Annotated in this window: 30 protein-coding genes, 2 tRNA genes and 1 pseudogene; 12 read left to right on the forward strand and 21 right to left on the reverse strand. The window is 74.1% G+C overall.

Annotated features, from left to right (window positions below):
- The first annotated feature begins 48 nt into the window (after positions 1-48).
- From FMM08_RS06955 to FMM08_RS06970, 4 genes are all read left to right on the forward strand, one after another.
- Positions 49-2,529, forward strand: coding sequence for a GcvT family protein (locus tag FMM08_RS06955; protein ID WP_147925603.1), 2,481 nt, complete (start codon positions 49-51; stop codon positions 2,527-2,529).
- Positions 2,526-3,905, forward strand: a complete 1,380-nt coding sequence (locus FMM08_RS06960) for an L-serine ammonia-lyase (protein ID WP_147925604.1) — start codon at positions 2,526-2,528, stop codon at positions 3,903-3,905. Before FMM08_RS06955 ends, FMM08_RS06960 begins: the two co-directional genes overlap by 4 nt.
- A gap of 12 nt (positions 3,906-3,917) precedes the next feature.
- Positions 3,918-4,808 carry a formyltetrahydrofolate deformylase gene (gene purU / locus FMM08_RS06965; RefSeq protein WP_147925605.1) on the forward strand — a complete coding sequence of 297 codons (891 nt, stop codon included), beginning with the start codon at positions 3,918-3,920 and terminating at the stop codon, positions 4,806-4,808.
- A 255-nt stretch (positions 4,809-5,063) separates the two neighbouring features.
- Positions 5,064-6,677 carry a BCCT family transporter gene (locus FMM08_RS06970; RefSeq protein WP_147925606.1) on the forward strand — a complete coding sequence of 538 codons (1,614 nt, stop codon included), beginning with the start codon at positions 5,064-5,066 and terminating at the stop codon, positions 6,675-6,677.
- A gap of 63 nt (positions 6,678-6,740) precedes the next feature.
- Here FMM08_RS06970 and FMM08_RS06975 read toward each other — a convergent pair whose 3' ends face one another.
- The gene (locus FMM08_RS06975; RefSeq protein ID WP_147925607.1) at positions 6,741-7,511 is read right to left on the reverse strand and encodes an IclR family transcriptional regulator; all 771 of its coding nucleotides are present in this window, start codon (positions 7,509-7,511) and stop codon (positions 6,741-6,743) included.
- Positions 7,512-7,751: 240 nt separating this feature from the next.
- Between FMM08_RS06975 and FMM08_RS06980 the strand changes: the two genes are divergently transcribed.
- Positions 7,752-9,068, forward strand: coding sequence for an aromatic ring-hydroxylating oxygenase subunit alpha (locus tag FMM08_RS06980; RefSeq protein ID WP_147925608.1), 1,317 nt, complete (start codon positions 7,752-7,754; stop codon positions 9,066-9,068).
- Complete coding sequence (locus FMM08_RS06985; protein WP_147925609.1) at positions 9,065-10,219, forward strand: FAD-binding oxidoreductase; 1,155 nt, start codon at positions 9,065-9,067, stop codon at positions 10,217-10,219. The genes FMM08_RS06980 and FMM08_RS06985 overlap by 4 nt, the downstream gene beginning before the upstream one ends.
- 15 nt (positions 10,220-10,234) lie before the next feature.
- Here the strand turns inward: FMM08_RS06985 and FMM08_RS06990 are convergent, their stop codons facing one another.
- The 6 genes from FMM08_RS06990 to FMM08_RS07015 form a co-directional block, all read right to left on the reverse strand.
- Positions 10,235-10,633 carry an ATP-binding protein gene (locus FMM08_RS06990; protein ID WP_147925610.1) on the reverse strand — a complete coding sequence of 133 codons (399 nt, stop codon included), beginning with the start codon at positions 10,631-10,633 and terminating at the stop codon, positions 10,235-10,237.
- 79 nt (positions 10,634-10,712) lie between these two features.
- Entirely contained in the window at positions 10,713-11,186 is a 474-nt protein-coding gene (locus FMM08_RS06995; RefSeq protein WP_147925611.1) for a hypothetical protein, read from the reverse strand.
- Between the two features lie 44 nt (positions 11,187-11,230).
- A complete protein-coding gene (locus tag FMM08_RS07000; protein ID WP_222710497.1) occupies positions 11,231-11,491 on the reverse strand; it encodes a hypothetical protein in 261 nt (86 codons plus the stop codon).
- A 91-nt stretch (positions 11,492-11,582) separates the two neighbouring features.
- Positions 11,583-12,323 (reverse strand): GAF and ANTAR domain-containing protein, encoded by a 741-nt coding sequence (locus FMM08_RS07005; protein WP_147925612.1) that lies wholly within the window; start codon positions 12,321-12,323, stop codon positions 11,583-11,585.
- 49 nt (positions 12,324-12,372) lie between these two features.
- Positions 12,373-12,807, reverse strand: a complete 435-nt coding sequence (locus tag FMM08_RS07010) for a hypothetical protein (RefSeq protein ID WP_147925613.1) — start codon at positions 12,805-12,807, stop codon at positions 12,373-12,375.
- A 121-nt stretch (positions 12,808-12,928) separates the two neighbouring features.
- Positions 12,929-13,663: an HpcH/HpaI aldolase family protein gene (locus FMM08_RS07015; RefSeq protein WP_147925614.1), complete on the reverse strand. Its 735-nt coding sequence runs from the start codon at positions 13,661-13,663 to the stop codon at positions 12,929-12,931.
- A 333-nt stretch (positions 13,664-13,996) separates the two neighbouring features.
- Here FMM08_RS07015 and FMM08_RS07020 point away from each other — a divergent pair, with 333 nt between their 5' ends.
- Positions 13,997-14,425: a GNAT family protein gene (locus tag FMM08_RS07020; RefSeq protein ID WP_147925615.1), complete on the forward strand. Its 429-nt coding sequence runs from the start codon at positions 13,997-13,999 to the stop codon at positions 14,423-14,425.
- Positions 14,426-14,455: 30 nt separating this feature from the next.
- Here FMM08_RS07020 and FMM08_RS07025 read toward each other — a convergent pair whose 3' ends face one another.
- Positions 14,456-14,860, reverse strand: coding sequence for a DUF4259 domain-containing protein (locus FMM08_RS07025; protein WP_147925616.1), 405 nt, complete (start codon positions 14,858-14,860; stop codon positions 14,456-14,458).
- Between the two features lie 9 nt (positions 14,861-14,869).
- Entirely contained in the window at positions 14,870-15,790 is a 921-nt protein-coding gene (locus tag FMM08_RS07030) for a bifunctional methylenetetrahydrofolate dehydrogenase/methenyltetrahydrofolate cyclohydrolase (protein ID WP_147925617.1), read from the reverse strand.
- A 182-nt stretch (positions 15,791-15,972) separates the two neighbouring features.
- Between FMM08_RS07030 and FMM08_RS07035 the strand changes: the two genes are divergently transcribed.
- On the forward strand, positions 15,973-16,974 hold the full coding sequence (locus FMM08_RS07035; RefSeq protein WP_255472139.1) for a LacI family DNA-binding transcriptional regulator: 1,002 nt from the start codon (positions 15,973-15,975) through the stop codon (positions 16,972-16,974).
- A gap of 27 nt (positions 16,975-17,001) precedes the next feature.
- Here the strand turns inward: FMM08_RS07035 and FMM08_RS07040 are convergent.
- Positions 17,002-17,901 (reverse strand): annotated as a pseudogene (locus tag FMM08_RS07040) (family 4 glycosyl hydrolase); the annotation flags it as partial.
- A gap of 160 nt (positions 17,902-18,061) precedes the next feature.
- Between FMM08_RS07040 and FMM08_RS07045 the strand changes: the two are divergent.
- Positions 18,062-18,250 (forward strand): helix-turn-helix transcriptional regulator, encoded by a 189-nt coding sequence (locus FMM08_RS07045; protein WP_147925619.1) that lies wholly within the window; start codon positions 18,062-18,064, stop codon positions 18,248-18,250.
- Here the strand turns inward: FMM08_RS07045 and FMM08_RS07050 are convergent.
- From FMM08_RS07050 to FMM08_RS07060, 3 genes are read right to left on the reverse strand one after another with little or no spacing between them, the layout of a single operon-like run.
- Positions 18,241-18,600: a GatB/YqeY domain-containing protein gene (locus tag FMM08_RS07050; protein WP_222710499.1), complete on the reverse strand. Its 360-nt coding sequence runs from the start codon at positions 18,598-18,600 to the stop codon at positions 18,241-18,243. The two genes, FMM08_RS07045 and FMM08_RS07050, sit on opposite strands and share 10 nt — an antisense overlap.
- Positions 18,548-18,781, reverse strand: a complete 234-nt coding sequence (locus FMM08_RS24060; RefSeq protein WP_147925620.1) for an AAA family ATPase — start codon at positions 18,779-18,781, stop codon at positions 18,548-18,550. Before FMM08_RS24060 ends, FMM08_RS07050 begins: the two co-directional genes overlap by 53 nt.
- A 3-nt stretch (positions 18,782-18,784) precedes the next feature.
- Entirely contained in the window at positions 18,785-19,621 is an 837-nt protein-coding gene (locus tag FMM08_RS07060; protein WP_147925621.1) for a hypothetical protein, read from the reverse strand.
- Between the two features lie 118 nt (positions 19,622-19,739).
- On the opposite strand from FMM08_RS07060, the gene FMM08_RS07065 reads away from it, so the two are divergent.
- Positions 19,740-20,258, forward strand: coding sequence for a GNAT family N-acetyltransferase (locus FMM08_RS07065; protein WP_187279599.1), 519 nt, complete (start codon positions 19,740-19,742; stop codon positions 20,256-20,258).
- 256 nt (positions 20,259-20,514) lie between these two features.
- On the opposite strand, the gene FMM08_RS07070 is transcribed toward FMM08_RS07065, so the two are convergent.
- The 7 genes from FMM08_RS07070 to FMM08_RS22920 all read right to left on the reverse strand — a co-directional run bounded on the left by FMM08_RS07070 (position 20,515) and on the right by FMM08_RS22920 (position 24,154).
- Positions 20,515-20,817, reverse strand: coding sequence for an Asp23/Gls24 family envelope stress response protein (locus tag FMM08_RS07070; protein ID WP_187279600.1), 303 nt, complete (start codon positions 20,815-20,817; stop codon positions 20,515-20,517).
- A 35-nt stretch (positions 20,818-20,852) separates the two neighbouring features.
- Positions 20,853-21,305: an Asp23/Gls24 family envelope stress response protein gene (locus FMM08_RS07075; RefSeq protein ID WP_147925624.1), complete on the reverse strand. Its 453-nt coding sequence runs from the start codon at positions 21,303-21,305 to the stop codon at positions 20,853-20,855.
- Between the two features lie 150 nt (positions 21,306-21,455).
- Positions 21,456-21,529: transfer RNA gene (locus tag FMM08_RS07080), tRNA-Ile, on the reverse strand.
- A 50-nt stretch (positions 21,530-21,579) separates the two neighbouring features.
- Complete coding sequence (locus FMM08_RS07085; protein WP_222710500.1) at positions 21,580-22,914, reverse strand: AAA family ATPase; 1,335 nt, start codon at positions 22,912-22,914, stop codon at positions 21,580-21,582.
- 466 nt (positions 22,915-23,380) lie between these two features.
- Positions 23,381-23,453, reverse strand: a tRNA-Asn gene (locus tag FMM08_RS07090).
- Between the two features lie 72 nt (positions 23,454-23,525).
- Positions 23,526-23,918, reverse strand: coding sequence for an alternative ribosome rescue aminoacyl-tRNA hydrolase ArfB (gene arfB, locus FMM08_RS07095; protein WP_255472133.1), 393 nt, complete (start codon positions 23,916-23,918; stop codon positions 23,526-23,528).
- A gap of 86 nt (positions 23,919-24,004) precedes the next feature.
- Complete coding sequence (locus FMM08_RS22920) at positions 24,005-24,154, reverse strand: hypothetical protein (protein ID WP_187279601.1); 150 nt, start codon at positions 24,152-24,154, stop codon at positions 24,005-24,007.
- Positions 24,155-24,211: 57 nt separating this feature from the next.
- Here FMM08_RS22920 and FMM08_RS07100 point away from each other — a divergent pair, with 57 nt between their 5' ends.
- The gene (locus FMM08_RS07100; protein ID WP_147925626.1) at positions 24,212-24,646 is read left to right on the forward strand and encodes a hypothetical protein; all 435 of its coding nucleotides are present in this window, start codon (positions 24,212-24,214) and stop codon (positions 24,644-24,646) included.
- Between the two features lie 111 nt (positions 24,647-24,757).
- On the opposite strand, the gene FMM08_RS07105 is transcribed toward FMM08_RS07100, so the two are convergent.
- Positions 24,758-25,468 (reverse strand): hypothetical protein, encoded by a 711-nt coding sequence (locus FMM08_RS07105; protein ID WP_187279602.1) that lies wholly within the window; start codon positions 25,466-25,468, stop codon positions 24,758-24,760.
- 251 nt (positions 25,469-25,719) lie between these two features.
- Between FMM08_RS07105 and FMM08_RS07110 the strand changes: the two genes are divergently transcribed.
- On the forward strand, positions 25,720-26,223 hold the full coding sequence (locus FMM08_RS07110) for a DUF3145 domain-containing protein (RefSeq protein ID WP_139712483.1): 504 nt from the start codon (positions 25,720-25,722) through the stop codon (positions 26,221-26,223).
- Positions 26,224-26,233 lie beyond the last annotated feature (10 nt).

Consider the following 26,233-nt stretch of genomic DNA (forward strand, 5'->3'; position numbering starts at 1 on the left):
CGGCGCTCCGCACCCGACAGCAGCTCCCGACAGCAGCAGGAGACGGACATGACCTCCTCACCCCGAGTGGTGATCATCGGTGCCGGCATCGTCGGGGCCAACCTCGCCGACGAGCTCACCGAGCGCGGCTGGACCGACATCACCGTGCTCGACCAGGGGCCCCTGCCCCTGGCGGGCGGGTCGACCTCGCACGCCCCAGGGCTGGTCTTCCAGACCAACTCCTCCCAGACCATGGCCCGCCTGGCGGCCTACACGGTCGAGAAGCTGAAGTCCCTGGACGTCGACGGCGCGTGGTGCTTCAACCAGGTCGGCGGCCTGGAGGTGGCCACCACCCCCGAGCGCCTCGCGGAGCTGGAGCGCCGGCGCGGCTGGACCCGGTCCTGGGGCATCTCCGACGCGCGGGTCCTCTCGCCCGCCGAGTGCGCGGCCCTCCACCCCCTGGTCGACCCCGAGCAGGTGCTCGGCGGGCTGCACGTGCCCAGCGACGGCCTGGCGAAGGCGCACCGCGCGGTCATCGCGCTGATGGCGCGGGCCTCGGCCCGCGGCGCGGTGTTCCGCGGGCAGACCGAGGTGCTGGGCGTGGAGCAGTCCGGCGGCCGGGTCACCGGGGTGACGACGCAGGACGGCGTGGTCCCCGCCGACGTCGTCGTCTCCTGCGCCGGCTTCTGGGGCCCGAAGGTGGGCGCCATGGTGGGCATGGACGTGCCGCTGCTGCCCCTGGCCCACCAGTACGCCAAGACCGGCCAGGTGCGCGAGCTCGTGGGCCGCAACACCGAGCTGGCCGAGGCCGGCCTGCCGATCCTGCGCCACCAGGACGCCGACCTGTACTTCCGCGAGCACGGCGACCGGATCGGCATCGGCTCCTACGCGCACCGCCCGATGCCGGTGCGGCTGGACTCCCTCGACTCCTCCGACGAGGTCTCGGCGTCCTCGATGCCGTCGATGCTGCCCTTCACCGAGGAGGACTTCGCCCCCGCCTTCGAGGACGCCAAGGTGCTCCTGCCGGCGCTGGCCGAGGCGAAGGTCGAGGAGGGCTTCAACGGCGTCTTCTCCTTCACCCCCGACGGCGGCTCGCTGGTGGGGGAGAGCAAGGAGGTGGCGGGCTTCTTCGTGGCCGAGGCCGTGTGGGTGACCCACTCCGCCGGCGTGGCGAAGGCCGTGGCGCAGCTCCTGGTCGACGGGCGCTCGGAGTACGACCTCCACGCCCTCGACGTGCACCGCTTCGAGGAGGTGCAGCTCGACGAGGCCTACGTCAGCGAGACCTCCCAGCAGAACTTCCGCGAGATCTACGACATCCTCCACCCGCTGCAGCCCAAGGAGTCTCCGCGGAACCTGCGGGTCAGCCCCTTCCACGCCCGCCAGGTGGAGCTGGGCGCGGTCTTCCTCGAGGCCGCCGGGTGGGAGCGCCCGCACTGGTACGAGGCCAACGCCGGCCTCGTCGAGCAGCTGCCCGCCGAGTGGACCCCGCCGGCGCGCGACGCGTGGGCCGCGAAGTTCCACTCGCCCATCGCCGCAGCCGAGGCGTGGAAGACCCGCACCGCCGTCGCGATGTACGACATGACCGCGCTCAAGCGCATCGAGGTCTCCGGGCCCGGTGCCCTGGAGCTCCTCGAGCGCATGAGCACCGGCAAGATGGACAAGTCCGTCGGGGCGGTGACCTACACGCTGTGGCTCGACGAGGCCGGCGGCATCCGCAGCGACGTCACGGTGGCGCGCCTGGGAGACCAGCTCTTCCAGGTGGGCGCCAACGGCAACCAGGACGTCGCGCACCTGCTCGACGAGGTCCGGCGGGCCGGTCTGCAGGACAGGGTCCAGGTCCGTGACACCACGGGGGAGACCTGCTGCATCGGCCTGTGGGGCCCGAACGCCCGCACGCTGGTGGAGCGCCTGTCCACCGACGACTTCAGCAACGAGGGCCTGAAGTACTTCCGCGGCACCCGCGCCCGCATCGCCGGCGTGCCGGTGACGGCGCTGCGCCTGTCGTACGTGGGAGAGCTCGGCTGGGAGATCTACACGACGGCGGACAACGGCCAGCGGCTGTGGGACGCCCTGTTCGCCGCGGGCCAGGACCTCGGCGTCATCGCCGCCGGGCGCGCGGCCTTCAACAGCCTCCGGCTGGAGAAGGGCTACCGCTCCTGGGGTTCCGACATGACCACCGAGCACGACCCGTACGAGGCCGGCCTCGGCTTCGCCGTCCGCTCGGCCACCGGCACCTTCACCGGCAGCGAGGCCATCGCCGGCCGCAGCGAGGGCACCGCCTCGCGCCGTCTCGCGTGCCTGACCGTCGACGACGGCACCTCGGTGGTGCTCGGGCACGAGCCGGTGCTCGTGGACGGCGAGCCGGTCGGCTACGTGACCAGCGCGGCCTTCGGCCACACGGTCGGTCGTCCGATCGCCTACGCCTGGCTGCCCGCCTCGGCGGCGTCCGTCGGGAGCAGGGTCGAGATCGAGTACTTCGGCGAGCCGGTGGCCGCCACCGTGGCCGCCGAGCCGCTCGTCGATCCCGAGATGGCGCGGATCCGGCGGTGAGCCTGTCGGTCTTCGACCTCTTCAAGATCGGCATCGGGCCCTCCAGCTCGCACACCGTCGGCCCCATGAAGGCCGCCTGGACGTTCGTGGAGCGCCTGCGCTCGTCCGGTCTCCTCGCCGGGACCGCCCGGGTGCGCTGCGAGCTCTTCGGCTCCCTCGGCGCCACCGGCCACGGCCACGGGAGCCTGGGCGCGGTCGTGCTGGGCCTGTCGGGGGAGCAGCCCCACCTCGTCGACCCCGTCGCCGCGGCACCCCTGGTGCAGCGGGCGCGGGAGGAGGGGGTGCTCCGCCTCGGCGGCGAGGGCGGGCCCGTCCTGCCCTTCGACGTCGACGAGGACGTGGTCCTCCACCGCCGCAAGCGGCTGGAGTTCCACAGCAACGGCATGGTCTTCCGCGCCCTCGGCGCCGACGGCCAGGTGCTCGAGGAGCGGCACTACTACTCGGTGGGCGGCGGCTTCGTCCTCGACGAGGACGAAGCGGGCCAGCCGCAGCTGGTCCCCGACTCCACCCCGGTGGCCCACCCCTTCACCACCGGCCTGGAGCTGCTGGAGATCACCGAGCGGACCGGGTTGCGCATCAGCGACGTCATGATGGCCAACGAGCTGGCGTGGCGCACCGAGGCGCAGGTCCGCGAGGGTCTGCTGCACATCTGGTCGGTGATGCAGGAGTGCGTGGCGCACGGCACCAAGACCACCGGCGTGCTGCCGGGCGGCCTCAGGGTGCGCCGCCGCGCCGCGGCCCTCAAGGCCCGCCTGGAGCTGGAGGCCGACGAGCGCGACCCGCTGCGCGCCCTGGAGTGGGTCACGCTGTACGCCCTGGCGGTCAACGAGGAGAACGCCGCGGGCGGGCGCGTGGTCACGGCCCCCACCAACGGTGCCGCGGGGATCATCCCGGCGGTCCTGCACTACTACGAGCGGTTCGTGGAGGGCGCTGACGACGACGGCGTGGTGCGCTTCCTGCTCACCGCCGGCGCCATCGGCATGCTCTTCAAGCTCAACGCCTCCATCAGCGGTGCCGAGGTCGGCTGCCAGGGCGAGGTCGGCTCGGCCTGCTCGATGGCGGCCGCGGGGCTCGCCGAGGTGATCGGCGGGAACCCGCTGCAGGTGGAGAACGCCGCTGAGATCGGCATCGAGCACAACCTCGGGCTGACCTGCGACCCCGTCGGCGGGCTCGTGCAGATCCCGTGCATCGAGCGCAACGCCGTCGGCTCCGTGAAGGCCATCACCGCGGCCCGCATGGCGGTCCGCGGCGACGGGGCGCACCACGTGCCCCTGGACAAGGCCATCAAGACGATGCGCGAGACCGGCGCGGACATGAAGGACAAGTACAAGGAGACCGCACGAGGCGGTCTCGCGCTCAACATCGTCGAGTGCTGAGGAGGCACCCCCGTGACCACCACCGACGCTGCGCCCACCGCGGCCCCCGCACGGACCAGCACCGCCGTCCTGTCGCTGGTCTGCCCCCAGCAGCCCGGCATCGTGAACGCGGTGACGTCCTTCCTGTACCAGCAGGGGCACGACATCGTGGAGCACCAGCAGTTCGACGACGCCCTGTCCGGCAGGCTCTACTCGCGCACGGCGTTCTCCAGCATCGACGGCGGCGTGGACGTCGCCCAGCTCCAGGCGGCGTTCGCCCCCATCGCGCAGAAGTACGGCATGGACGTGACGTTCAGCGGTGGCGAGCGCCAGCGGGTGCTCGTCATGGTCTCGAAGATGGGGCACTGCCTGAACGACCTCATCTTCCGGTGGCGCTCGGACACCCTCGCCGGCGACCTCGTCGCCGTGGTCTCCAACCACGAGGACCTGCGCCCGATGGCGGAGGCCGCCGGGCTGCCGTTCCACCACGTGCCGATCACCGCCGCCACCAAGCCGGAGGCCGAGGCGCGGCTGCTGGAGCTGGTGGACGAGCACGAGGCCGACCTCGTGGTGCTGGCCCGCTACATGCAGGTGCTCTCCGACGACGCCTGCCGCAAGCTCCGCGGGCGGGCCATCAACATCCACCACTCGTTCCTTCCGGGCTTCAAGGGCGCCAAGCCCTACCACCAGGCGTTCGACCGGGGGGTGAAGCTCGTGGGCGCCACGGCCCACTACGTGACCCCCGACCTCGACGAGGGCCCGATCATCGAGCAGGAGGTCATCCGCATCGACCACACGCACGACCCGGCGGCGCTGGCCACCGTCGGCCGCGACGCCGAGGCCCTGGCGCTGTCGCGCGCGGTGAAGTGGCACTGCCAGCAGCGCGTGCTGCTCAACGGCCACCGCACCGTCGTCTTCCGCTGAGCCCGCGGCGCCCCTGAGCCCGTCCGACGAGCACCCGCCCCGCTGGGGGCGGGTGCTCGTCGGCGTCCCGGTCGTCGGGCTGACCAGGCCCGCAGCCACGACCAGTTGCCTCCAGACTCTTGACCTGGCACTGATGCATCAGACATCGTGTTACATCTAGATCACGCGCGGCAGAGTTGCCCGCGTCCTGCCTAGGGTGCAAGTCCCCGTTCCACCCGGCCCAGGCCCACCCGCCTGTCGTGAGAGGACCAGCTCATGTCGCTCGACAACGGAGCCCCCCCGGAACACCGCCACCGCAAGCAGCCCATCGACAAGCCCGTGCTGGCGGTCTCGGCCGTCGTCGTCGTGGCGCTGTGCGCCGTCGGCATCGTCGTCCCGGACCAGCTCGCGAAGGTCTCCGGAGCCTGGCTGGGCTGGATCACCGGCAACCTGGGCTGGGCCTTCGCCGTCAGCGCCAGCGGGTTCGTGGCCCTCGCCCTGGTGCTCGCCTTCAGCCGCGTCGGCCGGATCCGCCTCGGCGCCGACCACGAGCGCCCGCAGTTCAGCCGGGCCTCGTGGATCGCCATGATGTTCTCCGCCGGCATGGGCATCGGCCTGATGTTCTACGGCGTCACCGAGCCCGTCACCCACCTCATGACCCCGCCCGAGGGCGACGTGACGCCGGGCACGCCGGCCGCGGCCGACGAGGCGATGCAGTACACGCTGTTCCACTGGGGCCTGCACCCGTGGGCCATCTACGCGGTCGTCGGCCTCGCCCTGGCCTACTCCACCTACCGCAAGGGCCGCCCGGGCGGCTTCTCCGCCGCGTTCGCCCCGCTGCTGCGCGGGCCCCGCGGCCGCGGTGCGGCGAAGGCCATCGACGTCCTCGCCATCTTCGCCACCGTCTTCGGCTCCGCGGTCAGCCTGGGCCTGGGCGCCGCGCAGATGAACGGCGGCCTCACCCACGTCTTCGGCATCGCCAACGGCACGGGCGTGCAGGTCGCGATCATCGCGGTGCTCACCGCGTGCTTCGTCATCAGCGCCGTCAGCGGCATCGAGCGCGGCGTCAAGATCCTGTCGAACACCAACATGGTGCTGGCCGGGCTCCTGCTGCTCTTCCTCTTCGTCGTCGGCCCGACGGTCTTCATCCTCGACATGGCCCCCAACGCGGCCGGCAACTACCTCGCCGCGCTCCCGCACATGTCGCTGCGGACGGGCGTGTTCGGCGGCCAGGAGTGGCTGTCCGGCTGGACGATCTTCTACTGGGCCTGGTGGATGTCGTGGACGCCCTTCGTGGGCGCCTTCCTCGCCAAGATCTCGCGCGGCCGCACCATCCGCGAGTTCGTCATCGGCGTCATGCTCATCCCCACGCTGGTGAGCCTCATCTGGTTCTCCGTCTTCGGCGGCACCGCCATCAACGCCCAGCTGACCGGCGCCCTCGACGTGCTGGCCGACAGCGACCAGACCGCCCAGATGTTCAACCTGCTGGCGCTGTTCCCGTGGTCCGGGCTGACGTCGATCCTCGTCGTGCTCCTGGTGGCGATCTTCTTCGTCTCCGGTGCCGACGCCGCGAGCATCGTCATGGCCTCGCTGTCGAGCAACGGTGACGACGAGCCCCGCCGCTGGCTCACCGCCGCCTGGGGAGGCATCACCGGCGTGGTGGCGATCGTGCTGCTCCAGGCCGGTGGCCTCCAGGCGCTGCAGAACCTCACGATCATCGCCGCCACGCCGTTCCTCGTGGTGATGGTCCTCATGTGCTGGGCGCTGCTCAAGGACCTGCGCGGCGACAAGGCGCCGATCACGGGGCAGTTCCCGGTGGTGCCACCCGCGGCCGGCGTCCCCACGGGCCGCTCGGCCCAGGAGCCCCGCAAGGTCACGATCAGCGACTGATCCCGGGGCCGGTCTCGGGAGACGTCCGCTGCCCGGCTGAGCCGGTGGCCCTGCGCCTCCGGCTCAGCCGGGCTTGACCGCGCCCAGGCGCCAGGAGGCCCGCGCTGCGGCGGCCACCACGTGCGCGGCGATCGACGGGAGGGCCTCCGGGGTCATCCGGTAGGTGGGGCCCCCGACGGTCATCGCCGCGGCGACCGTGCCGTCGGCGGCCCGCACCGGTGCCCCGACCACCACCAGGCCCGTCTCGTGCTCCTCCTGTGCGGCGGCCCAGCCCCGCGTCCGGACGAGCCGCAGGTCCTCCTCCAGCCCCCGCTGGTCCACGAGGGTGCGGTCGGTGAACCTCTCCAGGCCGCCGCCGCACAGCTCGGCGAGGCGGGCCGCAGGCCACTCCGCCAGGAACACCTTCCCCGCGGCCGTGGCGTGCAGCGGGCCGCGGCGCCCCACGTAGTCGGTGCTGGCCACGATGGAGCCGCCGGCGGCCTGGTCCACGGTGGTGATCTGCACCCCGTCGCTCACCACGAGGTTGACCGTGTCGCCCACCTCCTCGGCGAGCTGGGCGCACAGCGGCCGGCACAGCGCGGTGACGTCCTTCGCCCCCGCGGCACCGGCCGCCAGCTGCGCCGCCGACGGGCCCAGGCGGTAGCGGCCGCGCTCCCCGTCCTGCTGGACCAGCCCCCGCGCCTCCAGCGTGGCCAGGAGGCGGAAGGCCGTGGCCTTGTGGATCCGCACGCCGGCGGAGAGCTCCGTCAACCCCGCGGGGCCGTGGGCGGCCAGTGCCTGGAGCAGGGAGACGGCCCTGTCGACGGACTGGACCGTGGACGCGTCGTTCCGCATCCCGGAACACTACGGCCGCCGCCACGGCGAGCGGCCGGCGTCGCCGGAGGACTTCGCGCGGATCGCCGGTCACCCCCTTGACACGCACCGCGAGCGAGAGAACGATCTGCCGGACCACAGAGTGAAACCGTCTCGCAGAACGAAACTCGCTGGCGATGGAGCTGGTGAGCCGAGCACCCCTGGCACCGCCGAGAGCCCCCCACCTCGACACCGCAGATGCCGGTCCCGAAGGGAAGTCCCATGACCACGCAGCTCACGCCCCCCGCCAGCACGAGCGCACCGGCCTCTCCTGGCGTCGAGGCTCCGGCTCCCGGCGCCAGCGCCGCCGAGCTCGTGGCGCGCCGCCGCAAGGGCTACAGCCTCGAGGGTGATTTCTACACCAGCCAGGAGGTCTACGACCTCGACGTCGACGTGGTCTTCAGCAAGAACTGGATCTTCGTGGCGGCCGCTGCCGAGATCCCCGAGGCCGGTGACTTCGTGACCGTGGACGTCGGGAAGGCGTCGGTCATCGTGGTGCGCGACGACGACGACGAGATCGCCGCCTTCCACAACGTCTGCCGCCACCGGGGGTCGCGCCTGCTGGAGGACAAGGGCTTCGTGGGCAACATCGTGTGCCCCTACCACCGCTGGACCTACGCCCTGGACGGCTCGCTGCTGCACGCCGAGTCCCAGCCGCCGACCTTCGACAAGACCTGCTTCTCGCTGCGCAAGGTGCACGTGCGCAACCTCGCCGGGCTGGTCTTCATCTGCCTGGCCCCCGAGGCTCCTGCCGACTTCGACGAGGTCGCGAAGATCGTCGAGCCGCACCTGCTGCCCTACCAGCTCGACAAGGCCAAGGTGGCCCGCCAGGTGGACCTGCCCGAGGCGGGCAACTGGAAGCTGGTCATGGAGAACAACCGCGAGTGCTACCACTGCGACGGCCACCCCGAGCTCATCAGCGCCTACTTCCCGATCTTCGCCTACGACGAGGAGGACATCACCCCTCGTCTCAAGCCCCTGTACGACCGGTACACGAAGGCCGCGGACGCCCTCGCCGAGAAGCGCCGGGAGCAGGGCACGCCCCTGGCCGACCACATGCAGCTCGACACCCGCCAGGTGGGCTTCCAGCTGACCCACCTGCCCCTGGACGGCGAGGGCAAGTCGTTCGCCGCGAACGGCGCCGCCGTCTGCTCCAAGCTCATCGGCGAGGTCAAGGACGCCGCCTTCGGAGACCTGTCGCTGCACATGCAGCCCAACAGCTGGTTCCACTTCCTCGGCGACCACGCCGTCGTCTTCTCGGTCATGCCGACCTCGCCCAGCACCAGCGTGCTGCGCACCACCTGGCTGGTGCACCCGGACGCGGAGGAGGGCGTCGACTACGACCTCGAGGCCCTGTGCACCGTGTGGAACGCCACCAACGACCAGGACCGCGTGCTGGTGACCAACACCCAGATCGGCTGCAGCGACCCGAGCTACGTGCCCGGCCCCTACTCGATGGTCGAGGACCAGGTCGAGGGCTTCGTGAACTGGTACGTCACCCGCCTGCGCGAGCACCTGGGCGTCGAGGCCACGGCATGACCGCGCACTGCCCCCCTCACCCCGCCGGCCTGGCCACCTGGGGCGACGACGAGGACGAGTCGCTGCTGGTGTGCCAGGCGGTGCTGGACGTCACCCACGACGTCAAGACCTTCACCTTCGCCTCGCCGGACGCGCACCTGTTCCACTTCGAGCCGGGGCAGTTCATCACGCTGCGGCTCGAGGTCGACGGCACCGAGGTGCTGCGCTCGTACACCGTCTCCTCCCCGCCCACGCGTCCGCACGCGCTGTCCATCACGGTCAAGCGCAAGCCGGGCGGGGTCGTCTCGCCGTGGCTGCACGACACCGTGCGCCCCGGCACGATGCTGCGCGTCCAGCCGCCGCTGGGGGTCTTCAGCACCAGCCGCCACCCCGCGCAGAAGTACCTGTTCCTGTCGGCCGGCAGCGGCATCACCCCGCTGATGTCGATGACGCGCACCCTCGCCGACCTCGGCCGCGACGCCGACGTCGTCTTCGTCCACAGCGCCCGCACGCCGGCGGACATCATCTTCCGCAAGGAGCTGGAGGCCCTCGAGGCGCTGCACCCGTGGCTGCGGGTGGAGCACGTCGTCGCCGCCACCGGCGACGAGCCGGGCTGGGCCGGGCTCGTCGGCCAGCTCGACGGGCCGGTGCTCACCGCCGCGGTGCCCGACCACGCCGACCGCGAGGTCTTCGTCTGCGGGCCGCCGCCGTACATGGACGCGGTGCGCACGGCTCTGCTCGACGCGGGCCTGCCGGCCGAGCAGTACCACCAGGAGACGTTCTCCTTCGAGCGGCTCGACCTCGGGGACGCCCCCGCGGACGCGTCGCTGGACTCCGAGGACGTCGAGCGGGTGGCAGACGCCGCCGCCGACTCCGGTGACGGCGCCGCGGCGGCCGCCAGCGCGGAGGAGGGCTTCGCGGTGCAGTTCACCCGCAGCGGCTGCTCGATCCGCTGCGGCCGCGACGAGACGATCCTGCAGGCGGCGTTCCGCGCCGGGCTGACCCCGCCGTCCTCGTGCAGCGAGGGCGTGTGCGGCACCTGCAAGACCACGCTCGTCGAGGGCGAGGTGGACATGCAGCACCAGGGCGGCATCCGGCCGCGCGAGGTCAAGATGGGCAAGGTGCTGCTGTGCTGCTCCAAGCCCCTCACCGACGTCTCGGTCGAGGCCTGACCCCCGGCCGGGACGTCAGTCCCGGGGCTCGTCCGCCTGGCGGTCGCTGGACAGGGTGAACCACACGACCTTGCCGCCGGGCTCCTCCCGCACGCCCCAGGCGTCGGCGAGGTCCTCCAGGAGCGCCATGCCGCGACCGTGGGGCGAGCCGCGGCGCAGCCGCAGCACCTGCGGCAGCTCCGTGCTGTCGTCGCCGACCTCCACGCGGATCGACTCGTGGTTCGCGATCACGCTCAGCCGGGCCCGGCTGGCGGCGTGCAGGACCGCGTTGGTGACCACCTCGCTGGTGAGCAGCACGGCGAGGTCACGGGACAGGTCGGTCGCCCCGGCCACCCGGCAGCGCTCACGCACCATCGCACGGGCGGCGGCGATGGAGCTGGGGATCGCGTCGAGGACTGTCGACGCCGGTTCCACACCCCGAGATTAGGGGCGGCTCCGCCGTCGCACCCGTCGGGGAGGGCCCGCGCCGGCACCCCTCGTCGGACGACGGCGATCAGCCCTCGCCGTCGTGATCTTCCGTGGGGAGTGCGTCACGCTCCGTAGCCGCGGCGCGTCGCTCGTCGGCGGCCGAGCGACGAGCCTCCGCGGCGCGGCGACGGTCGGTGCGGGACTCGTAGCGGTCGCTGGCCGCCCAGTCCCGTGCCACCGCGGCGTGCTGGCGATCGAGCGCCCCCACGTCCGGGACGCCCTGCGCGGTGGCGCGGTCTGCCGCGGCGCGGTCGCGGGCCAGGGCCCGGGTGCCACGGGCCTCTGCGTCGCGGTCCCGCCTCTCGGCCTCGGTGTCGAAGGCGTCGGCCAGCGCGTCGAGCCGGTCGGCCAGCGCGTCGAGCTCCGCGACGAGCCGCGCCCGCTCCTCCGGGTCTGCGGTGCGCTCGAGGCGCTCGCGCAGGTCGGAGATGCGGTCCAGAGCGTTCTGCTGGTCCAGGACCAGCGCGTCCTCGTCCTCGGGGGGTGGACCGACGGGCACGCCACCACCGTAGGGGACGTCGGCGCCGGGCACCCCCCTCAGGCTCAGCGCCCGGTGCGTCCGCGGTTCTTGCGCTTGCTGCGCTGGGCCGCGTCCGCGGCCTTCGTCAGACCCTTGGTGACGGCGCTGGGGCCGCGGCGCGCTTCGATGCTGCGGGCGACCTTGCGAGCCACAGCCGCCCCGACCGGCACGGCGACGGACAGCAGGACCCAGCGGCGGATGCTGGAGGCGAGCAGAGCGGGCACGGCGTCTCCCAGGGAGTCGGTCGACGAGGACGCCGACGGTGTCTGCTGACGGCGCGTCACCGCAGCAGGAAGATCAGCCTTACACCGCAAGGCCGTCCCGGCGACCCGAGCGTCCGTCGGCTGGGGCGCACCACCGGCGGGCTGAGCGCGATCAGCGCTGGGGGAGCTCCCCGCTGGCGGTGAGGTCCACGGCGACGTCGTGCAGCTTGCGGTTGGTGTGCTGGCTGGCCGAGGCCAGCAGGGCGAAGGCCTGGTCGGCGGTGATGCGGTGGCGCTCCATGAGGATGCCCTTCGCCTGTCCGATGACGTCCCGGTGGGCGAGGCCCAGCTGGAGGTTCTCCAGCTGGTGGGCGTCGGCGATGGCCCGTCCCGCGTGGACGGCCAGCAGCGCCGCCACGCGCTCGGCCTCGGCGTCGAAGGCCCCCGGCTCCTCGCTGAGCAGCTTCAGCGCCCCCAGGCCCCTCTTCCCCGAGCGCACGTGCAGGCACAGCACGCTGAGCGTCCCCAGCGCCCGCGCGCGGGAGGCGAGCTCCGGCCAGCGCTCGACCTCGGCGCCGACGTCGGCCACGCGCGCGGCCCGCTGGTGCAGCGCCGCGTCCCAGCACGGCCCCTCACCGGTGTCGGCCTGCAGCTCGTCCAGGCGCAGCACCAGCTCCGACGTGGCCGACGCCGGACCGACCCGGCGCCCGGCCCGGACCAGGCAGACACCGGCGTGCTGGGCCCCTGGGACCAGCTCGACAGCGGCAGCGGCGGTGCGGTCGAGGACGGCTTGGTGGGACGGGTCCTGCTGCAGCTCGTCGACGAGCTCGGCCAGCTGCTGCGCGAGGTCACCGTCCGCACTCCGGGTGCCGACCGCGGGCGCACCCGTGGAGCTGAAGGCGTCGCCGTCCATCGCACGAGCGTGTCAGCGCCCGACCAAGAACACCTCCCGAACGGGGGACTCACCAGGGCCAGCGGGACGGGAACCGCCGGCGGGCGTCGTCGGCCTCCTGCCACCGCGCACGGGTCAGGTCCACGTCCTCGTGGGCGCGCTGGAGCTGCCCGGTGAGCGCCGGGTCGGTGCGGGCGAGGTGGGTGACCACGCGCTCGCGGCGCAGCGCGGCGTCGAGCGCGTGGTGCAGGCGCCTCTCCTCGTCCTCGGCCTCGTGCCGCAGGCGCACCTGCTCGTCGCGGACGCGGCGGTCGGCGCTCTGGCGCTGCTCCACCTCGTGGCGGTGGCGCTCCTCGACGTCGCGCTGGTGGCGCCACAGGTCCACGGCGGCGCGGCGGCGCTGGGCGGCGTCGACAGCGCGTCGCTCGAAGGTCTCGTCGTGCTGGCGGCGCTGCTGCTCGAGGGCGGCGAGGTCGTCACGGGGTGCAGGTGCCTGGGGGGCCATCGGTCCGCCCTTCGTGGGCCCCGCCCGATCGGCGGAGGGCGCGCACGTGCGCGCACCACCAGGGTCGCACGCCGGGAGCACACGGCCGGCACGCCGCGCGGTGACCGCGCGGTGGCCGAGCTCAGTCCCCTCGGGAGAACGCCACTGCGGCCGCCCCGGCCAGCAGCCCGGTGTCGGTGGCCACCACGACGTCGGAGAACCCGAGCTCGAGCAGCAGCTGCCCGCGAGCCGCGTCACCGCCGTAGGCGCCGGCGCGCACCCCCGCGGCGCGGCACGCGGCGACCACCCGGGGCAACGGGCCGCCCTCGTCGTCGTCGGCGAGGAGCGCGTCCAGGGTGGTGCCGAGGGAGAGCGACAGGTCGTTGGGTCCGACGAACACCTGGTCGACGCCGGGTACCGCGGCGATCTGCTCGACGCGGTCGAGGCCCGCCGCGGTCTCCACCATCACCGCGCACCCCACGGCGGCGTCCGCCTCGGCGGTGGTCGGCGCGGTCCCTCCCACGAGGCCCTGCATCGGCCCGGAGCTCCGGCGACCCGTGGGCGGGTAGCGGCAGGCGGCGGCCACCGCAGCGGCCTGCTCCACCGACTCGACGAGGGGGACGACGACGCCGGCCGCACCCGCGTCGAGCGCACGGCCGATGCCGCTGGGGCGGTCGTCGGGCAGGCGCACCCACACCGGCACGTCCGTCGCGAGCGTGAGGAGGACGTCGGTGAGGGTGCGGTCCGTCCACGCGCCGTGCTGGGCGTCGAGCACCACCCAGCCGGGCCGCGCGGCGAGCAGCAGCCGCAGCACCCGCGGGTCGTCGAGGGTGCTCCACACGGCCAGGTGCTGCTCAGAGCTTCGCGGGGAGGTCATGGGTCGCTCCGTCTCGGTCGTCCTCGGTGGCGCAGCCACGCTAGCCACTCCCTCGGTCCGTGCTCCTCCACGGCAGGGTCCGGCTCCGGCATCGGCGACCCGGCGCAGAACGCCACGTGGCGGCGTCCGCCCTCCGACAGGGGCGCCGAGGCCAGGAGGTCCCGCAGCCGAGCAGCGCGCTCGAACCGGGGTGCACCGGACGGCCACTCGCGACAGGGACCGGACCGCCACCGCGACCTCGCGGCGCGTCTGCGCCGGGCCCCGGTGACAGGTCGAACCCCCTGCTGGGGGAGGATCCGAGCGGGTGCAGCGTCGACGTCGACAGGGGGACCCGTGCTGGTGCGGCGACTGGTGACCGGTGAGGTCGACGCCCGCGACCTCACCGCCTGCCGGCTGCTCGCCGCCTTCGAGCGGCGCCGCGGTGCCCTGGTCCCCGTGGCCTTCCTCGCCTTCGACGGCGACGTCGAGCTCGTCCACACCGCTCCGACGCACCGCCGCCGAGGCGTCGCGTCGGCGCTGCTCGCGCGGGCGCTCGAGGCGGTGCCGTCCCTCGGCTACTCGGCGGACCACACCGCTGACGGGGCTGCCTGGGGCCGCGCCCGCGGGCTGCAGGTCCCCGCTGCTGAGACCCTCACCGATGACGCCGAGGTCGCCTGGGCCGCGGCGTCGGTCTACCTCTACCTCACGCACACCGACCCGGAGGAGCTGCTGGGCCTGCGCCCGCTGCGACGGCGCCGACCGCGGGGCCGTGCTCGCACCTGAGGCGATCCCCGAGCGCTGCGACGCAGGACCTCAGCCGGCGAGGGCGTCCCTCGCGGCGCGCACGGCGGCGAGTGCCTCGTCCACGAGGCCGGCGTCCGCCCAGCGCTCCCACCACTCCTCGTCCTCGGAGGAGGTGATGCGGTCGCACGCCGCCATGGCCAGCGGGACGACCCCTGGCGCTGCCTCTGCCAGCGACCGCGCGAGCGCGTGGTGCTCGGCGGGGACGTCGACCCGGTCCACCGCCCACGCCACCACGAGCGCCGCGGCCAGCGCCTCCACCGCCTCGGGAGCGTCCAGCGGCCGACCGCGGTCTGCAGCTCGTTCCAGTGCAGCGCGGACGAGCGGCGCTCGACGGATCACCGCGGCGTCCTCCAGCTCGTCCACCCAGTCCGCGGCGATGTCGTCCTCGACGAGTCCCGTCCCCCAGGCGCCCACGGCCCGTCCCTACGCCTGTCGCTGCTGCGCGGACGCCAGCCGCACGAGGTTGCGCGCCGCCATGGCGATGGTCAGCGGGCCCACCCGCGGCACGAAGACGCCAGCCCGCTCGTGCGCGGAGGCGTCGAAGTTGGTGAACTCCGCGACGTCCACGCAGATCGCCCCCGCCTTCAGCTCATCGCCGCGGACGAGCTCGAAGTCGCGCGAGGGCACCGCCGAGATGACGACGTCGGCGTCTGCCAGCGCGGTGCGCCGGTCGACCTCGGAGTCGCGCACGTCGTGGGAGTGGCGGCCGATGGCCGGCTCGAACACCAGCGGACCCGTGAGGTCCAGGGAGTGCACGCGGGCGCCGTCGTTGGCGAGCATCGCCGCCAGGGGGCGGCCCACGACGTCGCTGCGGTTGATGACGCACGCGGTGACGCCCTCCAGCGGGGCGTTCTCCCGGTCGCTGCGCAGGCCCGCCGCCTGCAGCAGCTTGAGCACGGCCAGCGGCGTGCACGGCAGGATCGCCCGGAACCGGCGCTCGGGGTCCACGAAGCGCTGGTTCTCGTAGAGCAACCGCCCCCAGAACGAGTGCATGCCCTCGACGTCCTTGCGCGGGTCCACCAGCTCGCGCAGCCACCGGTCCCCGGTGCGGTCGGTCAGCGGGTAGTAGAGGAAGACGCCGTCGACGTCGGGGTCCGTGTTCGCCCCAGCGACAGTGGCCTCCGCCTGCTCGGACGTGGTCCGCCGCAGCTCGAAGTCGATGCCGACGTCCTCGAAGCCCCGCTGGGCGTACCGCGCGTAGGTGGCGGCCGGCCCCTTCTCCTGGCTGATCAGCCCGACCACGCGCAGCGACCGGCCTTGCACGGCGAGGCGCCGCACGTCAGCGCGGACCTGGTCGCGGAACCCCGCGGCGACCGGGGAGGGGTCGAGCACCGTCGCGGTCATGGCCCCGGACCCTACCCAGGGCAGCCGGCTGCGCCGTCGTGCGGCGGGCAGACCGGCTCCCGCTCGTGGTTGTATCGATACACAAGGGGTGGTTCGACCGCTGTCCAGCCCCCTCTCCGTCTGTCACGATCACCTTCTGCGGTCGCGACGGCTCGCCGTGAGGAGGTCGGCCCGTGGTGACGATGCGAGACGTCGCTGACGCCGCCGGCGTGTCGGCGATGACCGTGTCCAACGTCCTGGCGGGGCGGAACGTCAGGTCCGAGACGCGCGAGCGCGTCCTGGCGGTGGTGGAGCAGACCGGCTACCGGGTCAACGTGGCGGCGCAGAACCTCCGCAGGCGCCGGACCGGGGTGGTCGGCCTCGCGGTGCACGAGCTCGACAGCCACTACTTCAGCATGCTGGCCGCGCGCCTGACCGCCCGGCTCGCTCGCGAGGGGCTGCGGCTCGTGGTCGAGCAGACAGGTGCCAGCCGCCAGGGCGAGCTCGCCGCGATCAGCGGGTCGCGCGTCAACGCCTACGACGGCCTGCTCCTGAGCGCCAGCGACCTGTCCGCCGAAGACGTCGCCGCCCTCGCCGGTGACCTCCCGGTGGTGATGCTGGGGGAGCGGCAGGACCTCCAGCGCTTCGACCACGTCGAGATGGCGAACACGGCGGGGGCCCGCGACGCGGCGCAGCTGCTGCTCGACCGGGGCTGCCGCCGGCTTGCGGCGGTCGGGCTCCCGCAGCCCGCGGCCGCCGACGGGTCGCGCCGCGATGCGTTCCGCCTGCGGGCGGCGGGCGTGGCCGCCGCCGTCGAGGGGAGCCCGGCGGCGCGGGTCCGCTTCCACGAGTCCGCCACCTACCGCGCTGCCGACGGGCTGCGGCTCACCCTCGAGGCCCTGCAGCTCGAGCCCAGGACGGACGGTCTGGTCTGCGCCACCGACACCCTCGCCCTCGGCGCCCTGCGCGGTCTCGCCGACGCGGGGCTGCGGGCGCCCGACGACGTGCAGGTGGTCGGCTTCGACGACGTCCCCGACGCCTCCACCAGCGTGCCGTCGCTGTCGACCGTCGCACCGGGGCACGACGAGATGGTCGACGCCGCAGCCCGCCTGCTCGTGCGGCGGATCGCGGACCGCGAGGCTCCTCCCGAGCACGTCATCGCCTCCCACCGGCTGGTGCTGCGGGAGTCGACCCGCCGGCCCTGACGGCGGCAGCGCAGCAGCACCCGCGCGTCAGCGGGGACGCAGCGGCACCGGCAGCAGGTCGGCGTGCGCTGCCAGCAGCTCCTCGGTCATGGCGCGGGCCTGGTCGAGCGTGCACAGCGCGGCCGTCAGCGGGTCGAGCGCCACCGCGTGGTGGACGTGCTCGACGTCCCCGGTGAGCGCTGCGGCAACGGCGAGCTGCTGCACGCCGATGTTCGTCCTGTTGAGGGCTGCCAGCTGGGGCGGCACGGGCCCGGCAGCGGTCGGCTGCACACCACCGGAGTCCACCAGGCACGGCACCTCCACGCAGGCGTCGTCGGGCAGGTTGGAGATGAGCGGACCCCGGTTGGGCACGTTGCCGTTGACCACCGCGGGCACCCCCGTGACGATGGCGTTGACGATGCTCGCGCCGTACTCCACCGACGGCACGAGCTCGGTCTTGAGGCGGGCCAGCTGCTCATCCAGCTCCCCGCCGACGTCGTGCGCGGCGCACACCTCGTAGTAGTCCCACCGCTGGGGGATGAAGCTCTCCACCATCTCCGGGTCCTTGCGGAAGTACGGCAGGTACTCCGAGGCGTGGTGGCTGCTCTCGGTCTGGAAGCAGCCGAACGCCGACATGATGGCGGTCCGGACCTGCTCGTTGCCGCCCTCGTAGGTGGACGCGGCGTCCGCCACACCGCTGTGGTCGCCGTCGTCCCCGGCGAGCTGGCCGGCGGCGCGGCCGGGCACGTGCCGGGCGGCCATCTCCGCCCGCAGGCGCGGGTAGAGGTCCTCGTGGCCCCGGCGGAAGCGCAGGACCCACGCCTGGTGGTCGATGCCCGCGCAGAGGTGGTCGACCTCGTCGTAGGGGACGTCGAGGGGACGCGCCAGCATGCGCGTGGTGCCCTGCACGCTGTGGCACAGCCCTACGGTGCGCAGGCCCTTCGCGCTGCTGCCCCGCCCGAGCCGTCCACCGGCCGCGACCCCGTGGCCGACCTGGCGCGCTTCTGCGTCGAGCGCTTCCGCGACGGGGTCACCACCGCCGACGCCGCGGCGGCCGTCCACCTGAGCGCGCCGTACGCCACCACGCTCTTCCGCCGCCGGATGGGGGGTGACGCTGGGCGGGTACCTGCTCGGGTGCCGCCTGGCCGAGGCCCGCCGCCTCCTGCTCACCACCGACGCGAGCACCGCGGACGTGGCCCACGCCGCCGGCTTCGGCTCGCAGAGCTCGTTCTACGACCACTTCACCCGCCAGACGGGCACCACACCGGCCGCCTACCGCCGCGGGCGTCAGCAGTAGCGGGCCAGCACCTCCGCCTCGGCGTCCGCCTCGTCGGCGCGGTCGGCGCGTCCCGCGGAGCGCAGCTCCCGCGCCGCGCTCCGCCGCTCCTCGACCTCGCGCCGCAGTACGGCGAGCACGTCGTCCGGGGAGAGGCGCTTGCGCTCCACCTCCGTCGCGCCGACGCCGATCGCCGAGCCTGCGACGTGCTCGCTGGTCGAGGTCATCCCCATCGCGCCCTGGCCGTCGGGCGAGGGTTGCGCCTCGGCGTTGGCGACCGCCGCGAGGGCGCTCCGGAGGGCGGCCACGGCCACCCGGTCACGGGAGCGCATCGCCTCCCGCAGGTCGGTGCCGATCCGGTCCAGGAGCACGCGAGCAGGCTGCCACGGACGGCGCGGCAGCGCGCAGCACCTCCCGCCGGATCCTGTCCTGGCTCACCACCGCGCAGGTGCCCTTCGGGAACCGCCGCTGCACGGCCCTGGCGACGGTGGTCTTCCCCGAGCCCGAGTTCCCCCGCAGGACGACGAGCGTGCCCGCGCTCCCCCCACCCACGGGTCAGGAGACGGTCGCGGTCGCCCCGGCCGACTGCAGCGGCCGGCTGGTCGCGTCGCCGCGGGCGGAGGAGGTGTCCACCCACAGGTCGGCTGGACCGGTGTGGACGGCGGCTGCGCCACCACCCGTGGGCCTGTACTGCACGGTCACCAGCTGGTCCGCGGGGCTGCACGGGTAGGTGGTGGGGCCCTGGGCCGCCCGAGGCGACGACTCGCCGTCCTGGAAGAGGGTGAAGACCACGCGCACGCTGCCGGTGCACGCCGGCACCACCCAGCGCGCCGCGGCGCTGCCACCGTCGTGCCGCACGACGCCCTGGGTGTGGCGCGGCACCACGGCGGAGCCCTTGGGGAGTCCCTTCGCGCTGGCCACCGCCTTCGCGGTGGTGGAGGTGCTGCTCGTCTGGTCTCCTCCGGCAGCAGCTGAGGAGGTGGTCGTGGTCAGCACCACCGGGCTCGTGGTGAGCACCGCCTGCGACGGGTCGGCGGGGCCGTAGCGCACCGTGACCGCCTGCGGCGCGGGCTGGCACGGGTAGGCGCGGAAGCCCTTGTCCTGCAGGTGCACCGACGGCGAGCCCCCAGCCCCTTGCTGGCGCAGCACGAACTCGGCGTAGACGGTTCCGCTGCACGCGGGGATGCTCCACTGGGCGCTGGCCGAGGTCGGTGCGGAGGCGTCGCCGGTGGCAGTGATGGTCACGACGCTGGTCAGCGAGGGCGCCACAGACGCGGCTGCCGGCAGCGAGGACGGGCCGCCGTGCGCCGAGGCGGCGGGCGCCAGCGCCACCGCCGCCGTCGCGAGCAGGGCTGAGGCGGCGAGGGGAGCCACGATGCGGGGAAGGGCCATCCGGTGAGACTGGTCCTGCAGGTGGTGCCGCAGCAACCCACGTGACCACCTCCTTGCCGTGCCTGGGGCGGACGCCGCCGACGCGCTCCCGAGCGAGGCTGCTGGGTACGGTGCGGCGGTGTCCGAGGTACCCACCGTGACCCTGCGAGCGCGCACCGAAGCGGACCGTGACGTCCTCTACAGCATCGCTTCCGACCTCAGCACCTGGGAGGAGCGCGACCCGAGCGCCCCCGGGCCGGTGCCGCGCCAGCGGTACGACGCGCAGGCGAACGCCTCCGCCACCAGCTACCGCGACGACGTCTTCTTCGTCATCGACGTCGACGGGCGCCCCGCGGGCAGCGCGACCCTCTTCGCCTTCGACACCCTGGCGCGCCACGCCGAGGCGGGCATCAGCCTTGCCGACGGCTTCCGCGGGCGCGGCGTCGGCACCGAGGCGCTGCGCCAGCTGGTCGACTTCGGCTTCACCCGGCGCAACCTGCGGCGCATCCACCTGCAGGCCATCGCCTCGAACGCTGGGGCGCTGCGCGCCTACGCCAAGGTCGGCTTCGTGGAAGAAGGACGACGACGCCAGCACGCCTGGGTGCGAGGCGGCTACGAGGACGTCGTGCTCATGGGCCTGCTGCGCGACGAGCGCTGAGCAGGTCCGGCGGCGACAGCACGGCGTCCAGGTCCGCCGAAGCGGTGACCACCGCCGAGGAGTCTGGTCGGAGCGCTGCGCCAGGTGGTCCGGCTGCAGCGTCGCGGTGCTGGCGGTGTGGAGATCCCATCAGCCGAAGGGATCTCGTCCGAGTCGGTCTGGGGGCTCAGAGACCCCCGGGGGCGCCGGTAGCGGGCGGGTCGCCACGGCGACCCGCCCGCTACCGGCGCCACAGCCGGTGGTGGGAACGGCGCGCTCAGCGCGCCAGCACGTCCTCCACGTGGACGTTGACCGGCTGGGGCACAGAGGCCCCGAGACCGGCGACGGCGTCGTGCACCGCTCGCGCGGTGGCGCGGACGTCGACGCCGTATCGGACGGCCACGTGCACCTCGGTGCCGGTCGGTCGCAGGGCCACACCGTCGATCCGCCGTCCGGGGAGCAGCGTCGCCGCAGAACCGGCAGGGCCGGCGCTGAGGCTCGCGACGCCGGGGACGCGGAGCACCGTCTCCACCACCGCCTCGACCGCTGTGACCTCGTCGGCCGGATCAGGAGCGGTCACCGGCGTCGCCCCGGGAGTCGGGGCGGCAGAGGGGCTCACTGGACGCGAGCGGGCTTGGCGGGGGCCTCGTGCTCGTCGTCGTCCGAGGGGATGTGGACGTCGGCGACGTCGATGTTGACCTCCGTGACCTGCAGGCCGGTCATCCGCTCGACCGAGGAGACCACGTTGCGGCGCACGCCGGCGGCGAGGTCGGCGATGGAGACGCCGTACTCGGCGATGAGGTTGATGTCGACGGCGGCCTGCTTCTCGCCGACCTCCACCGACACGCCCTGGGAGTGGTTGGTGGTGGCACCCGGGATGCGCTCGCGCAGGGCACCGATGGCGCGGGCAGCGCCGCCACCGAGGGCGTAGACGCCGTTGACCTCGTTCGCGGCGATACCGGCGATCTTCGACACGACGGTGTCAGCGATGGTGGTGTGGCCCTGGGACGTGGTGAGCGCACCCGGCTTGGTCGAAGCAACGGCGGTGCTGGTGGTGGTCTGGGACATGGGGTTCCGTCCTTCCCTCTGCCGGCCTGTCGGCCGGTCCTCGTCGGGCTCGTGCGTCGTCCTCCGGGCTGTGCCCGAAGTGCGCGACATGAGGTGGGAGTCAGGGAGTCCCGGAACGTCACGGTCGATCCACTGTGACCTGGGTCACAGTGCCGCAGGTGGGGCTCGAACCCACGACCCAGGGATTATGAGTCCCCTGCTCTGACCGGCTGAGCTACTGCGGCGTGCGCGCCCGATGCTGCCAGACGCGGGCGGGCGGCTGGTGACGGCGCCGTCAGAGCCCGCGCGCCACGGCGGCCGCGGCCGCCAGCCACGCCCTCTGCGTCGCGGGGCGCAGGAGGTCGTGGCGCAGCTGGCCGTCCACCAGGGCGGGGTCGAACGGCACCGTGACCACCTGGTGGGCGAGGGCGCCGAAGCCCTCCACCACGCGCTGGACGTCGGCGGCGGTGGCCTTGGGGTCGGCCTGGGTGACCACCACCACGGCCGAGGCCGCGAGCTGGGCCGAGCGCTCGTCGCGAGCGGCGAGGGCCTCCAGCAGCAGCGCGCCGGCCTCGGCGTGGTCGTCGCGGGTGGTCGTGGGCACCACCAGCTGGTCGCTGTGCTCGACCATGCGCAGCCAGGTGGGGTCTGACTCGTCGTTGCCGGAGTCGATGAGGATCATCCGGTAGTACTTGCACGCCAGCTCGTGCACGGCGTCGACGTCGTGCGGGGTCACGCGCTGCTCGCTGGCCAGCGCCAGCGGCTGCGAGCGCAGCACGTCGTAGCGGTCCGCGCGCTGGTGGTGCACGTAGCGGGCGAGGTCGGCCGCGCGGGCGCCGGTGCCGAGCAGGTGCTGCACCCGGGGGAGCAGGTCCATCGACGTCGCGTCGTGCCGCGCCTGCTCGGTGCGCCACCCGAGCGTGCCGCGGGTCTGGTTGTTCTCCCACGCCAGCACGCCCGCGCCTCCGTGGCGCGCGAACGTGGCCGCGAGCATCGCCGTCGTCGGGGTCTTCCCGGCCCCTCCCTTGGCGTTGACCACGGCGATGGTGCGCGGGCCCACCCAGTGCTGGGAGACCGTCGCGGCGTCAGCGCGTCCGCTGCGCTCCGCCTCGTCGGGGGCGAGGCGCAGGCCGAAGTGGTTCAGCGCCCCTCGCCAGCCCTCCCGAGCGGACAGCTCCTGCTGCTGGTCGCGCAGGAAGGACTGGCGGCCCTCGGGGTAGTCGTAGCCCCAGGGGCGGTGGCCGGCCGGAGGGCTGCTGGTGGCTGCGGCGGCGTCGGGCTGGTGCGTGGCGGTGGACACGGGAGCTGCCTCCGGGAGGGTCTCGACGTCGGGTCCGGCGGGGGAGGGGGACGTGCGGCGGTCCGCGCGCCCGGTGGAGCGGCTGTCGGGCCGCACCGCACCGCTGGGGTCGACCACGACGGCGCTCCAGCTCGACCCACATCTCGTGAGCACGCGCACCGGCTTCCCGAGGGCTGCGGCGCGCTCCGCGACCAGCGCGGTGACCACCTCGGCGACCTCCGCCTGCGGGACGGCGCTCAGCACCTGCACCGCGCCGCCCACCGTCACCTCGGAGGTGCCGTCGGGCCTTTCCACCACGAGCACCTGCTCGGCCTCGTTCACGTGCACCACGTCGTCAGGTCCGCCTCTCGCGCTCGGCCGGGGCGCGCGTGACCCGACCGGTGGACGGCCGGAACTGTAGGGGAGATCGTCGGGTTCGTCCGATCTGCGCAGTCCGGGAGCTGCAGGGACATCCGTGAGGGTGACCAGGGGGACCGTGCGTGCTCGAGGAGTCACCCAGCGGTGACGTGGTCCGGGCAGGTCTGACGCGTCGCCTGCTGTGGGAGGTCCCTCGGACGGCGCCGCCACCGACCTCCGCGCTGGGCGACGCCGGGCGCACGGGCGCGTCGGGCTGGGAGGCCGAGCAGCGCACCCGCTCCGCGAACGACCGGCGGGCCATCACGCGAGAGCTGGGCCGGCAGGAGGACACCGCTGACGCAGCCACCTGGTCGCCGCTGTGGAGGGGGTACCAGCTGCGGGTGCCCCGGCGAGCCGGTACCGGTGGGCTGATGAACGTTCAGGAGCCCTGGAGGATGGGCTCCCGCACTTGGACTCGAACCAAGAACCTGCCGGTTAACAGCCGGCTGCTCTGCCAATTGAGCTATGCGGGATGGGACGCGCCATCGGCGGCGTCGGATGACGACACTACCAGGCGCCTCGGTGGTTCGTGGGAGGTCGCCGCTTCACCAGTCGGGGCGTCGTCGCAGGGCCTTGGTGGAGCTGCGCGACTGCTTGGCCTCCGTCCGGCGCCGCCGCGCCCCCGCGGAGATCCGCGTCGGCCGGCGCGCCGGCGCCGGGGGAGCGGCGGCCGACGCGACCAGCGCCGCGATCCGGTCGCGCGCCGCAGAGCGGTTGCGCCGCTGCTGGCGGTGCTGGGCGGCGGCGACCGTGAGCACGCCGTCCACCAGGCGTCCCTCCAGGGCCAGCAGGAGCCGCTCGCGCAGCGGCTCGTCCAGCACGCGCGAACCCGCCACGTCCCAGGACAGCTCCACGCGCGAGTCCGCGGTGTTCACACCCTGCCCGCCGGGGCCCGAGGAGCGCGAGAAGCGCCACCGCAGCTCCTCAGCGGGCAGCACGAGCCGGCCCGCCGCCCGGCCGGAGCGTCCGGTCAGTGTGACGACGAGCGGTCCCTCGGGGCGGTCCGAGGGGTGGTCGGCGGCGGTCAGCTCGGCGACGGCGGCACCTCGTCCTCCGGCGGCAGGTCCTCCAGGGCGGCGACCTCCTCGGGCAGGGGCAGGCCCTCCCCGCTGAGGTGGCCGGGCCCGTCGGCCCAGGGTGCGTCCTCGTCCGGCAGGTCCGGCGGCTGGCTCATGAGGCAGTCGTACCCCCTGCGGCGCGCGACCGCTACACCGCGCGCGAGGCTGCTGGGGTGGCAGAGGACGACGACGACCGTGTCGACCTGGTGGTGGACGCGGCCAACGCGGTCGGCTCCCGCCCCGACGGGTGGTGGCGCGACCGCCCGGGAGCCGCCCGCCGCCTGCTCGGGCAGCTGTCGCACCTGGCCGCCCGGACCTCGGCCACGGGACCGGACGGTCGCGCGCTGGCGCTGGGGGAGGTGCACGCCGTGCTCGAGGGCGCGGCGCGCAGCGCCTCCCCCGGGGGGCTGCGCGACGCGGTGCACGTCCACCTGGCCGAGGCGGACGGGGACTCCTCCGTCGCGGAGCTCACCGAGCTCCTGACCGCGAGAGGCCGGGCGGTGCTCGTGGTGACCGCCGACCGGGGCCTGCGGGCCCGGCTCCCGCCGACCGCGGTGTGCGCCGGCCCGGGGTGGCTGCGGGACCTGCTCGACGAGCTCGAGGAGTAGGTGCGTCGGGCCGGGAGCGCCTCTCGGCGCGGGGCCGCTCGAAGCGGCTTCAAGTGGAGCCCGGGGCTACCGCGGCCCGACGCACCCCCAGGCTAACCCCGCGCGGGCCCCTCAGTCGCGCGATGGGGGAGAACTGGACGGAGGCGCGCCGCCTCCTGGCGAGCGGGACGAGTCCGAGGAGGCCTCGAAGCGCTCCAGGCGCACCTGCCGCGCAGCGGCCTCGAGCTGCTCCGCGGTGCGGACCAGGCGCACGGCGGACTCCGTGGGACCCCCTGGCCGCTCCGCCGTGGCCCGACCCGTCACGGGAGGGAGGCCCTGCGCGGCGCGAGCCGCGCGTCCGGCGGCCACGACGCGCGCGAAGGCGGCAGCCCGCTCGAAGGTGGTGGGAACGTCACCCCGAGCCAGGCCGCGCAGCACCGCGTCGACGGAGCGGCGGACCTCGTCGGGGCCGGGTGGGTCCCCGACGCCCGCCACCACCTCCATCACGGGGACGCTGCGGCGCCCCTCCTCGAACTCGCGGGCGGCACCCACCGGGTCTGCGTGCACCCACTGGCGCAGCGCGAACAGGCGCCACAGGGCTCCGGCGAGGCTGTCGGCGGGCGCGTCGGCCCACAGGGTGGACAGCACCTCCAGGCCGTGCTCGTCGGCCAGGCCCACGAGGCGGGCGGCCACCTCCTCGTCGTCGGAGCCGCGGGCGCCGTCCACGATGAGGCGCGCCGTGGTCTGGGCGGCCTCCTCGCGCAGCGCCGGGTCGCCGCCGCCCCGCACCGCGTCGATCGCTGCGGGTCCCAGGAAGGCAGGTCTGCGGGGGTGGTCGACCACGTCCCCATTAGAACGCCGCGACGGCGACCGCGCCGAACCCGGCGGCCCTGGTCGGGGCGCTGGCCGCCGAGCGCGAGGGTCGACACGCCGGAGCCGAGGGCCGGGATCTCCTGGTGCCGCCCCGCCGCGTGGTGCATCATGACCGACGAGCATGGCGCCGCACGGTCCACCCGCGCAGTTCGCACCACCGCTCGTCCCGTCGCAGGTCGTTGGGGAAGACGTACCAGGCGCCGAGGTCGGAGGAGGTCGAGATGTCCGGTGGGATCACCCGTGGCGTGCTGTTCGTGCACTCCGTGCCACGTGCGGTCTGCCCGCACGTGGAGTGGGCTGCGGCCAACGTCGTGGGCGTGTCGGTCACCATCGACTGGACGGACCAGCCGGTGGCTCCCGGCCTGCTGCGCGGAGAGGTGCCCTGGCACGGGGCACCGGGTACCGGGGCGCGCCTCACCTCAGCCCTGCGGGGGTGGGCGCACCTGCGCTTCGAGGTCACCGAGGAGCCCAGCGAGGGCGTCGACGGCGGCCGCTGGAGCCACACCCCGGAGCTCGGCATCTTCCACGCCGTGACGGACGCCCACGGCAACGTCGTCGTGCCCGAGGACCGGCTGCGCGCCGCTGTCGAGCGCGCCGGGGACGACCTGGAGCTGCTGCGCGAGGGCATCGACCTCGCCGTCGGCCGCGCCTGGGACGACGAGCTGGAGCCGTTCCGCTACGCCGGTGACGGCAACCCCGTCCGCTGGCTGCACCGGGTCGGCTGACGGACGGCTG

The sequence above is a fragment of the Quadrisphaera setariae genome, assembly GCF_008041935.1.
GTDB classification, from domain to species: Bacteria; Actinomycetota; Actinomycetes; order Actinomycetales; family Quadrisphaeraceae; genus Quadrisphaera; species Quadrisphaera setariae.